Source organism: Wenzhouxiangella psychrophila, from assembly GCF_042310375.1.
Classification (GTDB): domain Bacteria; phylum Pseudomonadota; class Gammaproteobacteria; order Xanthomonadales; family Wenzhouxiangellaceae; genus Wenzhouxiangella.
The window spans coordinates 218,075-231,791 of sequence record NZ_JBHJMQ010000004.1 but is presented as its reverse complement, the minus strand read 5'-3'; the positions used below and the strand labels follow the sequence as shown (position 1 = coordinate 231,791).

General features: G+C 61.7%; 11 protein-coding genes. 5 read left to right on the top strand and 6 right to left on the bottom strand.

Annotated features, from left to right (window positions below):
• Positions 1-122 precede the first annotated feature (122 nt).
• The 3 genes from ACDC66_RS07640 to pdhA are packed head-to-tail and all read right to left on the bottom strand — an operon-like array spanning position 123 to position 3,543.
• Positions 123-1,466: a dihydrolipoamide acetyltransferase family protein gene (locus ACDC66_RS07640; protein ID WP_376696101.1), complete on the bottom strand. Its 1,344-nt coding sequence runs from the start codon at positions 1,464-1,466 to the stop codon at positions 123-125.
• The gene (locus ACDC66_RS07635; protein ID WP_376696100.1) at positions 1,463-2,443 is read right to left on the bottom strand and encodes an alpha-ketoacid dehydrogenase subunit beta; all 981 of its coding nucleotides are present in this window, start codon (positions 2,441-2,443) and stop codon (positions 1,463-1,465) included. Before ACDC66_RS07635 ends, ACDC66_RS07640 begins: the two co-directional genes overlap by 4 nt.
• Positions 2,443-3,543, bottom strand: a complete 1,101-nt coding sequence (gene pdhA / locus ACDC66_RS07630; protein WP_376696099.1) for a pyruvate dehydrogenase (acetyl-transferring) E1 component subunit alpha — start codon at positions 3,541-3,543, stop codon at positions 2,443-2,445. Before pdhA ends, ACDC66_RS07635 begins: the two co-directional genes overlap by 1 nt.
• A 238-nt stretch (positions 3,544-3,781) precedes the next feature.
• On the opposite strand from pdhA, the gene ACDC66_RS07625 reads away from it, so the two are divergent.
• The 3 genes from ACDC66_RS07625 to ACDC66_RS07615 all read left to right on the top strand — a co-directional run bounded on the left by ACDC66_RS07625 (position 3,782) and on the right by ACDC66_RS07615 (position 8,791).
• Positions 3,782-6,631 carry a penicillin acylase family protein gene (locus ACDC66_RS07625; protein ID WP_376696098.1) on the top strand — a complete coding sequence of 950 codons (2,850 nt, stop codon included), beginning with the start codon at positions 3,782-3,784 and terminating at the stop codon, positions 6,629-6,631.
• Between the two features lie 137 nt (positions 6,632-6,768).
• Positions 6,769-7,221: a hypothetical protein gene (locus ACDC66_RS07620; protein WP_376696097.1), complete on the top strand. Its 453-nt coding sequence runs from the start codon at positions 6,769-6,771 to the stop codon at positions 7,219-7,221.
• 100 nt (positions 7,222-7,321) lie between these two features.
• The gene (locus ACDC66_RS07615) at positions 7,322-8,791 is read left to right on the top strand and encodes a WS/DGAT/MGAT family O-acyltransferase (RefSeq protein ID WP_376696096.1); all 1,470 of its coding nucleotides are present in this window, start codon (positions 7,322-7,324) and stop codon (positions 8,789-8,791) included.
• A 128-nt stretch (positions 8,792-8,919) separates the two neighbouring features.
• Here ACDC66_RS07615 and ACDC66_RS07610 read toward each other — a convergent pair whose 3' ends face one another.
• Entirely contained in the window at positions 8,920-9,711 is a 792-nt protein-coding gene (locus ACDC66_RS07610) for a tetratricopeptide repeat protein (RefSeq protein ID WP_376696095.1), read from the bottom strand.
• Between the two features lie 79 nt (positions 9,712-9,790).
• Between ACDC66_RS07610 and ACDC66_RS07605 the strand changes: the two genes are divergently transcribed.
• Positions 9,791-10,378 (top strand): phasin family protein, encoded by a 588-nt coding sequence (locus tag ACDC66_RS07605; protein ID WP_376696094.1) that lies wholly within the window; start codon positions 9,791-9,793, stop codon positions 10,376-10,378.
• Positions 10,379-10,654: 276 nt separating this feature from the next.
• On the opposite strand, the gene ACDC66_RS07600 is transcribed toward ACDC66_RS07605, so the two are convergent.
• On the bottom strand, positions 10,655-11,281 hold the full coding sequence (locus ACDC66_RS07600; RefSeq protein WP_376696093.1) for a TetR/AcrR family transcriptional regulator: 627 nt from the start codon (positions 11,279-11,281) through the stop codon (positions 10,655-10,657).
• A gap of 25 nt (positions 11,282-11,306) precedes the next feature.
• A complete protein-coding gene (locus ACDC66_RS07595) occupies positions 11,307-11,699 on the bottom strand; it encodes an acyl-CoA-binding protein (RefSeq protein WP_376696092.1) in 393 nt (130 codons plus the stop codon).
• Between the two features lie 19 nt (positions 11,700-11,718).
• Between ACDC66_RS07595 and ACDC66_RS07590 the strand changes: the two genes are divergently transcribed.
• Entirely contained in the window at positions 11,719-13,707 is a 1,989-nt protein-coding gene (locus ACDC66_RS07590) for an SDR family oxidoreductase (RefSeq protein WP_376696091.1), read from the top strand.
• The last annotated feature ends 10 nt before the right edge of the window (positions 13,708-13,717 follow it).

Sequence of the window (13,717 nt, the reverse complement as noted above, 5' to 3'; positions counted from 1 at the left end):
TCTTATGCCGGTTCCGGAAAACAATGAACCACGGAAGACACTGAAATCACGGAGGTCAAAAGGGATCTGCTGATGACATTCCGTGTTTTCAGTGATTTCCGTGGTTGCATGTTTTTCGGCCTTTAATCTGCTTTCGATAGGTCGGCGATCATGGCCCTGAGGAAGCGCGCCGCTTCGCCGCCGGTGCAGGCGCGGTGGTCGAAGGTCAGCGACAGCGGAATCATCCGGTGTACTTCCATGCCGCCGAGAACCGGGACCACGTCGTGGCGCAGCACGCCCGCGGCGACGATGGACACGCAGGGCGGATTGATGATCGGCGTGGCGTAGCGCCCGGCGAACACCCCGAAGTTGGACAGCATGATGGTGTAGTCCTTGAGGTCCTCGGGGGGAATGCTGCGGCTCTTGACGTTTTCCTTCAGGCGGTTGATCTCGCCGCGGATGTCTTCGCGCGAACCGTTGTGCACGCCCTTGAGCCGCGCCACGAACAGGCCGTCGGCGGTGTCGACCGCCATGCCGACATCCATGCCCTTGTGCACCATACGCATGTTCTGTTCGTCGTCGAACCAGGCGTTGAGCCCCGGCTCGGCTTTTGCCCCGGCTGCGAGTGCGCGCAGCAGGCGGAAAGTGACGTCCTCGCCGGCTCGCCAGGCGTGAATATCGGCATCGTCCATCAGCGTGGTCGGCACCACGCGCTTGTGCGATTCACTCATGGCACGCGCCATGGTGCGGCGGGTGCCTCGCAGCGGTTCCCACTCGCCGCTCGCAGCGGCCGCGGGTTGGCTCGAGGTGCCGGTTTCGGGTTTCTGATCGCGCTCGGCGTTGGTCGGAAAATCCGGTTCTGAACGGCTGGCTTGCTGCGACTGACGAGGCTGCGCTGGCGCACTGCCTTCCTCGGCCGCCTTGCGGACATCGGCGGCGGTGACGACGCCGTCGGCGCCGGTGGGCGTGACCTGGCTGAGATCCACCTTGTGCTTGCGTGCGAGGGCGCGCACCGCCGGAGTGACCTTGACGCCGCCGACGGTGGAGGTGCGCTCCTGCAACACTTCGCCTCCGGCTTGCATCTTGCCGACGACGGTACCGGAATCTTCGCGCTCTTCGCTCTCGGCGGGTTCGGACTCGGCCGCTTCCGGCTGCGATTCTTCGCTTGCGGGTTCGCTCGGCTGTTCCTTCTCAGCCGCGGCTTCGGTAGCCGGCGGTTCGTCCTGCGTGGAAGCGTCGGTACCAGCATCGCCCTTGACTTCGAACTCGGCCAGCGGGGCGCCGGTCTTGATCACATCGCCGGGACCGCCATGAAACTTGACCACCTTGCCGTCGAACGGGCTTGGAACCTCGACCACGGCCTTGGCCGTTTCCATCGATACCAGCGGTTGGTCGACCTCGACCTCGTCACCCTCGGAAACCAGCCATTCGACGATTTCGGCGTCAGGCAGGCCTTCACCGAGATCGGGCAGATTGAAAACGCTCATGAAACCTCCAGAATCTCTTTGGCCGCGTCGACGATCCGCCGGACGCTGGGCATGTATTTCATTTCATTTCGATACAGCGGCATGATCACATCGTAGCCGCAAACGCGCTTGACCGGCGCGTGCAGGTGCCAGATGCCGGCGTCCGCGAGGCCGGCGGCGATCTCGCTCGCCACGCCGCAGTGCCTGGGCGCCTCCTGCACGATCACGCAACGACCGGTGCGCTCGACCGACTCGATAATCGTTTCCATGTCGAGCGGGCTGACCGTGGCCACGTCGATCACTTCCACGCTCAGTCCCTGCTCTTCGAGTTGGTCGGCCGCTTCCTGGGTCTCCTTGACCATCGAACCCCAGGTGACCAGGGTGATGTCGTTGCCGTCCCGAAGGGTGTAGCAGACATCCATCGGCAGCTCTTCACCGTCGTCGACCACTTCTTCCTTCTGCCAGCGGTAGATACGCTTGGGTTCCATGACGATGACCGGATCGGGGTCGCGGATGGCCGCCAGCATCAGGCCGTAGGCACGCGAGGGCGAGGATGGAATCACGACCCGGACCCCGGGCATGTGAGCGAAAAGCGCCTCGGGGCTTTCGGAGTGATGTTCCGGTGCGTGAATGCCGCCGCCGGAGGGAAAACGCAGCACCATCGGGCAACTCATGCGGCCGCGGGTGCGATTGCGCAGGCGGCCGGCGTGGCACATGATGTGGTCGATCATCGGCATGGTGAAGCCGCAGAACTGCGCCTCGGCGACAGGCTTGATGCCCTGGGAAGCCATGCCCACGCTCATGCCGGCGATCATCACCTCAGCCAGCGGGGTATCGATGACGCGCTCGTCGCCGAACTTGTCGTGCAGACCGGCGGTGGCTCGAAAGACACCACCGTTGACGCCGACATCTTCGCCGAACATGACCACGGACGGGTCTTCCTCCATGGCCCGGGCAAGCGCCATGGTGATGCCGTCAATCAGGGTAATCGCTGCCATTAGTGCTGCCCTCCGTCCTCGGCGTAGTCTTGTGCGTAGCTGCGCTGCTCGATCAGGTCGTGCGGCAGGTCCGCAAACATGTAGTCGAACATGGCGGTTACCGGTTGCGGATCGTTTTCGATCATTTCGAGGTATTCGTCCGCAGCCTGCTGCACCCATTGCTTGCACTCGGCCAGCAATTCTTCCTCCTGCTCTTCGCTCCAGGCGCCCTGTTCGACCAGGTAGCTCTTGAGGCGCGACAGCGGTTCTTTGTCCCAGGCCTCGTCGACTTCGTCGCTGGGCCGGTAGCGACGGGCGTCGTCGGCCGTGGTGTGGTCGCTGAGTCGATAGGTGAGCATTTCGATCACGAAGGCGCCCTTGCCCTGGCGAGCGGCGTTGACCGCCTTGTCCATGGCCCAGAGGCAGGCGATGAGGTCGTTGCCGTCGACCTGAATGCTGGGCAGACCGCCGGCAATGCCCTTTTGCGCCAGGGTCGCGGCGGTATTCTGCTTCTTGCGCGGCACTGAAATCGCCCACTGGTTGTTGACGATCACAAGCACCAGCGGAAGTTTCCAGGCGCTGCCGGCGTTGATGGCCTCGAGAAAATCGCCCTTGGATGAGCCGCCGTCGCCGACCACCGTGACGGCCACGCGATCTTCCTTCTTGAGCTTGTAGGCCAGCGCGGCGCCGGCGGCATGCAGGCACTGGGTCGCGATGGGCACGCACCAGGCGAAATCGTGCTTGGGCCCACTGAAATCGCTGCCGCGTTCGTCGCCGCCCCAGTAAAGCAGGACTTCCGACATTTTTACGCCGCGGTAGAACTGCGCGCCGTACTCTCGGTACATGGGGGCGAAGCAGTCTTCTTCTCTCATCGACGCGCCGATGGCGACGTGGGCGGCCTCGTGTCCCAGGCTGGAGGCATAGGTGCCCAGCTTGCCCGTGCGCTGCAGGGCGACGGCTTTCTTGTCGAAACTGCGCGTGAGCACCATCAGTTTGTACAGCTCGGTGAGCCGATCGAAATCCTTGGCCAGCGCCGGCACCTGCTGGTCTTCAACCAGCTTGCCGTCGGGCTTGAGGAACTGGAAATAGTCCACCTTGAAGGCGGCGGCGGTCTGCGCCATGACGACTCCTCTCTTTGTGATTTTCCGGGATTCGGAGCACCGGCCGGTCGCTCCGAAGCGGGGGCGTATTATAAGCGCTTGGGCGCACCGGGAGGAAATCTCCATCAAGCAAGTCCGCCGCGGGGGAAAAGCGGGCAGATTGGGGGCAAAGGTGCCCATCAGGTGCCTGGAGGGGGCTCGCGGCAGTTGTGCCATAATCAGCAGACCGAATATCACAACAAGCAGGGGTACTTAAAGAATGAAGAAGCTGATCACACTCTTCGGGGGGTTGGCGCTGGCTGCCGGCCTCAACGCGCAGTCGGTGCCCATGCCGGCGCTGTCGGCGCCGGTCACGGTTCACACCGACGCCAATGGCATACCGACGATCGTCGGGGACAGCGAGCACGACGTCAATTACGTGCGCGGCTTTCTGCACGCGCGCGACCGTCTCTTCCAGATGGACTACCTTCGGCGGGTCGCTTCCGGCACTCTGGCTGAACTGCTGGGTGAGGGCGCGCTGAGCAGCGATATCGAACTCCGCACACTGGGACTGCGGCGCGGAGCGCTCGAAACCTGGCAGCACATGACGGCCGATGAAAAGGACTGGGTGAAGGCCTATGCCGACGGCGTCAACGCCTTCCTGGCTGCGGCCGATGAGCTGCCGCCGGAATACGGCGCCCTGGAGTTGACCCAGGTCGAGCGATGGTCGCCGGTGGATTCCCTCATTATCGGCAAACTGCTGGCCTTCCAGTTGTCTTTCGATTCCGGCGTGGTCGATCGCACCATTCGCCTCGCCAACTACCAGGGCGTGGGTGATGCGGTCGGTTTCGACGGCCGGGCGCTGTTTTCCGAGGATCTCTCGCGCAGCGCGCCGATGGATGACCGCATCAGCATTCCCGATTTCTTCGAGTCGGCCGGCATCATTCCGGTCCCCGAGTCGAAGGAGTCGACGCTGCAGTCAAGCGGCAGTGAATCTTCGGCCAAGGGCGGCTGGCAGAACCTGCCGCAGCTCGATGACGCGGTCGTCGACAGCCTGAATGGCTACATGGAGCGTGTCCGCAATATCCCGCTTCTGGGTACCACGATCGGTCGGGCCGAGAATCGCGCCGGATCGAACTGGTGGGTCGTCTCGGGTGAGCACACCGAAAGCGGTTTCCCGGTCATGGCCAACGACCCGCACCTGGGCCTGGACATGCCGGCGCTGATGATCAACGAGAATATTGTCATTCGTGACGAAGACCGGGTCGTCAGCGGCGTTACGCCGCCCGGCACGCCCCTGAACCTGCTGGGTTGCAACCTCAACATCTGCTGGGGCCTGACCAACCACAACATCGACGTTACCGATTACTTCCAGGAAGACATCCTGACCAACAGTTACGGCCTGCCCACGCATACCGTCCATGAAGACGGCGAAGAGCAAGTGCTCTACGCTTTCCAGAGCTACTTCGTCAACGGTCTCGGCGACGGCGAAATGGACAACGTCAATCGGGCGGAGGTCGGCTATGATTCCGGCGGCATCACCTTCCTGGTTCCGCGCCGGAACAACGGGCCGATCGTTGCCCAGCCCGATTCAAGTTCGGCCATTTCCATCCAGTACGCCGGCTGGGGCGCAAGCTTCGAATTGTCTTCGATCAGGGGCTTCGAGCGCGCCAGCAACATGGAAGAATTCAGGGCGGTTATCGATAACTGGACCTTCGGATCGCAGAACGTCGCCTATGCCGACGTGGAAGGCAATATCGCCTACTTCACCACCGGTGCCGTACCGCTGCGCGAGGATCTGCAGAACAACACCGTTGGAGGTGGCGTCCCGCCGTTCCTGCTGCGCGACGGCTCGGGTGCTCTCGGCCATGACTGGCTGCCCGCCAACGAAGACTCCACACGCGCGGCGCCATTCGCCTCGCTGCCCAAGTCGGAAATGCCGCAGGTCGTCAATCCGCCCTGGGGCTATATTGCCAATGCCAACAACGACCCCGTTGGTACGACGCTGGACAATAACCCGCTCAACCAGCTCCGACCGGGCGGCAACGGCATCTACTATCTCAACCCGTCCTATTCGGAACTGCGCATGGCGCGTATCGACCGCGAGCTGCAAGACCTGGTCGCCTCGGGTTCGGTCACCGTGGACGATATGAAGGCCCTGCAGGCCAACAACCAGATGTTCGATGCTGAGTTGATCGTGCCCTATATTCTCGAGGCCTTCGAGAACGCCACCGGCGAAGATGCCTGGCCGGGTCTGGCGCAGTTCGCGCTCGATCCGGGTGTTCAGGAAGCCGTTGGCCGTCTGGCCGAGTGGGACTTTTCCACCCCCACGGGTCTGGCCGAAGGCTGGGATCCGGGCAGCCCGGCCGGCAGCGGTGAGCCCTCGGCGGAGCAAGTTGCCAACAGCGTGGCGGCGACCATCTACTCGGTCTGGCGCGGCCAGGTGATCGGCAGTACGATCGATTCAACGCTCGACGCTCTCCAGCTTGGTGACCACCGACCGGGTTCGAGCGACGCCCTGCGTGCGTTCCACAACCTGCTGGCCGGCTTTGACGAAAATGGAGGCTTCGGTGCTTCCGGCGTGCCTTTCTTCAATGTCGAAGAGGCGCCAGACATGGCTTCGGCGCGCGATACGATCCTGCTTGCGAGTCTGGCGCAATCGCTCGAATTGCTGGCCAGCGACGAGTTCGCGCCGGCATTCGGCAACTCTACTGACCAGAGCGACTATCGCTGGGGCAAGCTGCACCGCATTGTCTTCAGTCACCCGCTGGGCAGCGATCCGTTCAACGTACCCAACGGTGGCGGCCTGAGTGACCTCGGAGAGGGTCTGCCTGGGGTGGCTCGAGCGGGTGGCTATCAGACGGTGGACGCTTCCTCGCACAGCGTTCGGGCCGACGGGCTCAACGACTTCATGTTCGGCTCGGGCCCGGCGCGTCGTACGGTTGCCGAAATGACGCCCGGCACCCCCAACGTTTCGGAAATCCTGCCCGGTGGCCGCAGTGGCGTGCTGGTGAGCCCCTTCTATACCAACCAGCTGCGTCGGTGGCTGGTCAACGACTATCTGCCGCTGAGCTTCGGTGAAAGCGGCGGCGAGTCAGACGCAGTGGATACGACGACCTTCACGCCATGAAGTTTCAACGGCGTTGATGCAGCCCCAAGCGCCCGCCACCGTGCGGGCGCTTTCCTTTGCGGGGCAGGAGACGGAGCTTGAAACCCCTCGGGATCAGGGCCATCTCTGTGTATTCGCTCCCGCCGTGTGGAACTTTCATGATCAATTTGCTAGACCGTTTTTCTCTCGCGCACACCCAGCTAACCCGCCTCAATGCGGAACTGCGGGAAATCGTGCCCCCGGACGAGCCCTTCAGTGCCAAGGTGGAGCTCAAGCTCACGCCGCTCGAGATGCATTACGAGGGTGATCTGCCGCATTACCAGGTGACGGCGCGCCTGCTATGCCGGGGCAGCCGGGAATCGGACAGTGCCGACCAGCCGCTGTTCACCATCGAGTTGGTTCTGCAGGTGGTTTACGAGCAATTCCAGGGTGAGCCGATCGGGTTCGATACTTTCAAGGAGAATCACGCCACCCTGACACGCCAGCTCTATCCCCTGATTCATCACCAGCTTCAGCCGGTGTTCAAGCAATTCGGGCTGGACCAGGTGAAGCTGCCCTACGACCTGGCAGGCAACGCGGCCCAGCAGAGTGGCCAGAGACAAGTTCACTGAAGCGGTCGCTACGAATGGGCAGAGCCTGCCCGAGTGCGCGTTGACCGTCGCGAACGGGCGTGAAAGAATTCCATGACGTATTCTTGAGGGAAAGATTCTGGTGACCAGCCCAACGCGTGAGCCGATTTCCAAGGTCGATATCGCCTGGCTGCGCATGGAGCAGCCGACCAATCTGATGATGATCACCGGTGTGATCATGCTCGATGAGCCGATCGCCTTCGAGGTGTTTCGTGATGTGCTGGTCAATCGTTTCCTGGCTTTTCGACGGTTTCGCCAGAAGGCCGTCGAATCCACCCGCGGTTGCTGGTGGGAAACCGACGAACTGTTCGAGCCCAGTGCCCACATCGTGCGCACCGCGCTTCCGGGAAAGGCCGGCAAGGTCGAGCTCGAGGAGCTGGTCTCCCAACTCGCTTCCACCCCTCTGGACAAGACCAAGCCGCTTTGGCAGTTCCATCTGGTCGAGAACTACGAGGGTGGTCCGGCGATCATCAGTCGTATCCATCACTGTTATGCCGACGGTATTGCGCTGGTGGAGGTGTTGCTGTCACTGACCGAGTCCGATCCCGAAAAGTCGTTGCGGCTCATCAATCCCGAGCGCTTGAAGGAGCGAAGAGCGGCGGAGTCGAACATATTCCGCCGCCTGATGGCGCCGGCACGGGAGGGAATCGACGCAGTGGGGCACTTCAGCTACAAGATGCTGGAGGAGGTCGCACAGATGGTGCGCGAGCCCCATCTGGCAGGTGATTACGCCGGTATCGCCACCGACCTGAGCGCGGAATTGATCAACGTGTTGCTGCTACCGGACGATCCGCCGTCACGCTTCAAGGGCACGCTGGGCGTGCGCAAGAACGTCGCCTGGGCTGATCCAATCGACCTCGAGGAGGTCAAGGCCGTCGGCAAGGCGCTTGGCTGTACCGTCAACGACGTACTCATTGCGGTCATGAGCGGGGCGCTGCATCGCTACATGATTGAATGCGGTGATGACCCGTCCTTGGTTACCATGCGGGCCACGGTGCCGGTGAACCTCCGCCCACTGGAACATGCCCGCGATCTGGGAAACCACTTCGGCCTGGTGTTCCTCGAGCTCCCGGTTGCAGAGAGTAACCCCCTGGCCAGGGTCTATCGTGTAGCGGAGTTCATGCACGAGCTCAAGAATTCCAGGCAGGCGATGATGTCCCTGGGGCTTCTCGCCGCACTCGGCATGGGGCCGGCCTCATTGCAGAAGCCGGCACTCGAATTGTTCAGCCGCAAGGCTTCTTCCGTGCTGACCAATGTGCCGGGTCCACAGGCACCGCTCTACATGGCCGGCGCCAAGATTCGCGAAATGATGGTCTGGGTTCCCCAGACCGGATCGGTGGGCATGGGCATCAGCATCATCAGCTATAACGGAAAGGTGTTTTCCGGCTTGATTACGGACAATCGACTGGTGCCTGATCCGCAAAACGTGGTGGTTAATTTCAGCCGCGAGTTCGAGAACCTGCTGCACCTGGCCATGCTGCTGGGGCCGCAGGCAGAGCCGCCTGAGCCGGAGATGGCCGAGATGATGCACGAGTGGATCGACGAGGAATAGTTGGCTGGTTCGCTGGTTGGCTAGTTCGCTAGTTCGATAGCTGGAATCATTGCGGGACGGCTTTGCCGCCTATTGTGCGCGGGCCGCCGATACAGTCGCTGAACCAGCGAACCAGCGAACCAGAGAACCTAAATAGACGCCCTGGCAAATTCCACATCCAGCTTCTGCATCGCGTCGATGGGCTTGATGGCCGCGGCCTTCTCGTAGGCCGCGTTGGAGTCGTCCAGGCGGTCGTCACCGAACAGCAGGTGCAGGCCGTTGCCGTACTCGATGTGTGCGATGGGAGCCTTCGGGGTCAGCTCCAGGGCCCGTTCGAAGTGTTCGAGCGCCTTGTCGGCACTGGCGCCGTATGTGAGCTTGCCGACCATCCTGCCGACCTTGTTGACGATTTCTGCGTGGTAGAGCCCCAGCGCAGTATGCGCCTCGGCGTGTTCGGGAGCCAGCGAGAGAGCGTTTTCCAGCGATTCGCGCACCTTGCCAGCGATACCCTGTGTCAGGGCCCGCCCGATCGAGATGCTCTGGCTGTAGCGGCCGAGCAGGAAGGCGTGAAAGTAGTGGGCGTTGGCGTCGTCGTCCCATTCCCGAATAGCCGCTTCGGCGCGCCGGATACCGTCCTGGTAGATGGCAACCTGGGAATTCTCATCCTCTTCGAGATAATCGGCATAGATGCCGCTGGCCTTATTGGCCACGGCATGGGCCTCGAGGCCGGTCTCGTCGGCAAGCGTCACCGCTCCGGAGAAGTCCCCGGCATGAAAGCGGCGCCAGGCCTCGAGTATGGCGGGTTCGTCCGGGAGTGGCTCGGCGTCGCCGCGGTGGAGCTCATCCCAGGCCTGGACAAGCTTGTCGCCGGGGTACTGGAAATTCTTGCTGGCGTGCGGGAACACGGCCCACTTGGCGGTATCCATGATTAGTGTGTCCACTCTAGAAACTCGGCTTATCTTACAACTCAAATCCACGTGACACATCCGCCGACCGGCGGAGAAAAGGAGTTGAGACGACATGGCTAAAAAGACTGCCAAGAAAAAGGTTGCCAAGAAGAAGGTGGCCAAGAAGACCGCAACGCGCAAGACCGCAGCGCGTAAGACTGCCACATCGCAGGTTCAGGACTACGCTCATGAGATCTGGCTGGCCGGCCTGGGTGCCTTTGCCATGGCGCAGCAGGAAGGCGAGAAGCTGTTCGATCAGAGCCGCAAGACCGTCGAGCAGACCAGTAGCCGGTTTGTGGGCGAAAGCAACAAGATGTTCGAGCGCCTGGTCAAGGAAGGCAGCAAGCTCGAAGGCAAGGGCCGCAAGGTGGCTAATGAAACGGTCAGCGGCGTTCGAGACGACGTCGAAAGCCGGGTCGGCAAGGTGCGCGAGTCGGCCCAGAGTAACTGGGACAAGCTCGAGAAGGTTTTCGAGCAGCGCGTGGCCCGTGCGCTGTCGCGCCTCGGTGTTCCGACCTCCGACGAAATCAACCAGCTCAGCAATCGTGTCGCCGAGTTGAACAAGGAGGTCCGCGCTCTTTCGCAGCAGCAGAAGAAGTCGGCTGGCGGCGCAAGCAAGAAGACCGCGACCAAGGCTGCCGAGAGCAAGAGCACTTCCTGAGGTTTGTAGTCAGCTTCTCCAGACTACCCCGAAGCAGCCCGGGCTTCCTCCCTCGGCTCGGTTAAAGCTGCTATTTCGACCCGGACCCTGTCCGGGTCTTTTTTTGTCCGGGCGATGGAACTGCGGGCTGGATTGTGCCTGGACGAGATTTTGAGCGAGATGCCGGAGATTCGCCCTCTAGAAAAAAGAAGATAGTGAATAGAAAATAGAGGATGACCGTGTCGGCCCCTGCGACATTGTTGCGGTCGTCTATCTGCCTTTCCTTTTTTCTATTTTCTAAGTCCGGCGATACGCCCGCGCCAACTCCGACAACTCCTCCCGCGCCTCCCCGACCAGATATGGACTAATCAGGCTCATCACCTGCCAGGCGGCGCGATCCGGCTGCGGCTCTGCGTTGCGCTCTGCGACCTGATCGAAGGACAGCCAGAAAGTCGAGACCAGGACAATATTACGAACCAGGGCATCGAGCTCCTCGGGGGTCGCCTCGAGCTGGCCCTGGTCGGCCAGGCCTTCACTGAGATGGCGGGCGGTCTGCATCGACAGTTTGATGATGGCCTGGAAGCGTTGTTGCAGGCTGCGAAAGCGTCCGCACAGGTCGCTGAGGTCGCGGTAGATGAAGCGATATGCGCCGATGGTCTCGAAGACCAGATGCAGGAACAGCCAGATATCCTCGATATGGACATCGCCGGAATCGGGCGTGGCCAGCAGTTCCAGCATACGGTGCTCGAAGGACTCGAACAGCGCCTGGATAAGGTCGCCCTTGGTGCGGAAGTGGTAATGCAGGTTGCCCGGGCTGATATCCAGCTCGTCGGCAATCCGGTTGGTGGGCACGTGCGGTTCTCCCTGCTCATTGAACAGGAAGAGGGCAGCGTTCAGGATGCGTTCGCGAGTATTCCGGCTCATGTCCGCCGGGATGGCAGTGCCGGGCTCAGCCCCGCAGCGACTCGACGAGCTCGACGTACTTCTGCTTGGCTTCTTCCGGATCGGTGCCCTGGAGCTTCTCCCAGGCTTCGTACTTTGCTACGCCGACGAAATCGAAAAATCCCGGCTTTTCCCCGGAGACGTCACCCTCCGAACCCTGCTTGTAGAGTGCATAAAGCTTGAGCAGCGTGTCATTGTCCGGCCGCTGGTCAAGCTCCTGGACGTCATCAGCCGCCTGCTTGAAGCGTGTCTCCAGGTCGCTCATCGAATCGTTTCCCTTGTAGTCGCCAGTAGCGGTCTTTCTAGCATGCCGTCCGAGGCGGGTCAACGGCCCGGTTGCGTCGACGGGTGGTGGCGGAATCCCGAACGAGTCGGTATCTTTGGGGCTGACTACATTCATGTCGCAGGGAGTGCCAGCAATGAGCTATTTTGTCACTGGGGGGACCGGATTTATCGGTCGCAATCTGATCGACCAGCTCGTCAAGCGGAAGGGAACGATTTACGTTCTGGTGCGCCGGGGCTCGAAGACCAAGTTCAACAAGCTTGTCGACGAGCGCTGGGGAGATCACAAGCGGCGGCTGGTCGCCGTGACCGGCGATCTGACCAAGCCGGCCCTGGGTGTGGGCAAGGCCGATGTCGAGAAGCTCAAGGGCAAAGTCAGGCATTTCTTCCATCTAGCGGCGGTCTACGATCTGGCAGCGGACGCCGAAAAGAACGAGGCGGCCAATATCGGAGGTACGAAGCACGCCATTCAGCTGGCGGAGAAGATCAGCGCCAAGTGCTTCCACCACACTTCCTCGATCGCGGCAGCCGGCCTTTATCAGGGGACGTTCCGTGAGGACATGTTCGAAGAGGCGACCGGGTTGCAGCACCCGTATTTCCGCAGCAAACACGAGTCCGAGGGCCTGGTGAGGCGCACCTGCTCGATTCCCTGGCGAGTCTACCGGCCGGGAATCGTTGTGGGGCATTCCAAGACCGGCGAGATCGACAAGATCGACGGCCCGTACTATTTCTTCAAGCTGATCCAGAAGATGCGCCGCATGCTGCCCCCCTGGGTACCGACGCTCGGTCTGGAGGGGAGCCGCATCAATATCGTGCCGGTCGACTACGTCGCCCAGGCCATGGATTACATCGCTCACAAGCCCAAGCTCGACGGCCAGTGCTTTCACCTGACCGACCCGAATCCCAAGCGGATTGGAGAGGTCATGAACCTGTTTGCCGAAGCGGCGCACGCGCCACTGATGTCGATGCGTGTCGATGCGCGCTTGTTCAGCTTCATTCCGGCCCCGGTCAAGCAGGGGCTGACGATGTTGCCGCCGGTGCGGCGGATTATCAATCAGGTGCTCGAGGATCTCGGTATCCCGAAGGATATGCTCGGGTTCTTCAGCTATCCGACCCGCTTCGACAACCGCGATACCGAGAAGGCGCTCAAAGGTTCGGGAATTGCCGTGCCGCCGCTCGAGGACTATGCCTGGGTGCTCTGGGACTACTGGGAGCGCCACCTCGATCCCGAGCTGTTCATCGATCGCTCGCTTTCTGGCCAGGTACGCGACAAAGTGGTGCTGATCACGGGTGCTTCGTCCGGTATCGGCAAGGCCACGGCCCTGATGATGGGCCAGGCCGGGGCCAAGGTGGTCATCGTCGCACGCGGCGAGGAAGGCTTGAAGGAAACCCAGGCCGAGATCGAGGCCGACGGCGGAAAGGCTTTCTATTACACCGCCGATCTTGCCGACATGAGGCAGGGAGAAAAGCTGGTCGAACAGGTGCTGGCCGATCATGGTGCGGTCGATATCCTGGTCAACAACGCCGGGCGTTCGATCCGCCGCTCGATTCAGCTCTCTTATGAGCGTTTCCACGACTACGAGCGACTCATGCAGCTCAACTACTTCGGCTCGCTCAAGCTGATCATGGGCTTTTTGCCGGTGATGGTCGAACGTGGCGGCGGACAGGTCATCAATATCTCGTCGATCGGTGTCCTGTCCAACGCGCCTCGCTTTTCGGCCTACGTGGCCTCCAAGGCGGCCCTGGATGCATTTTCGCGTTGCGCTGCCTCGGAATTTGCCGATACCGGGGTGTCTTTCACCACCATCAACATGCCGCTGGTGCGCACGCCCATGATTGCGCCCACCAAGATCTACGAGCATGTGCCGACCATCACGCCCGAGGATGCAGCCGACATGATCAAACAGGCGGTCATCTATCGGCCGCAGCGGATCGCCACAAGATTGGGTATCTTTTCCCAGGTCCTGCATGCCACGACGCCCAAGATCGCCGAGATCGTGATGAATTCCGCGTTCCGGATGTTCCCGGATTCGGCTGCCGCCGAGGGGCGCAAGGAGAAGGGCGATGTCCAGCCGACGCAGGAGCAGGTGGCCTTCGCTTCGCTCATGCGTGGTATCCACTGGTAGGTGAGGTCAA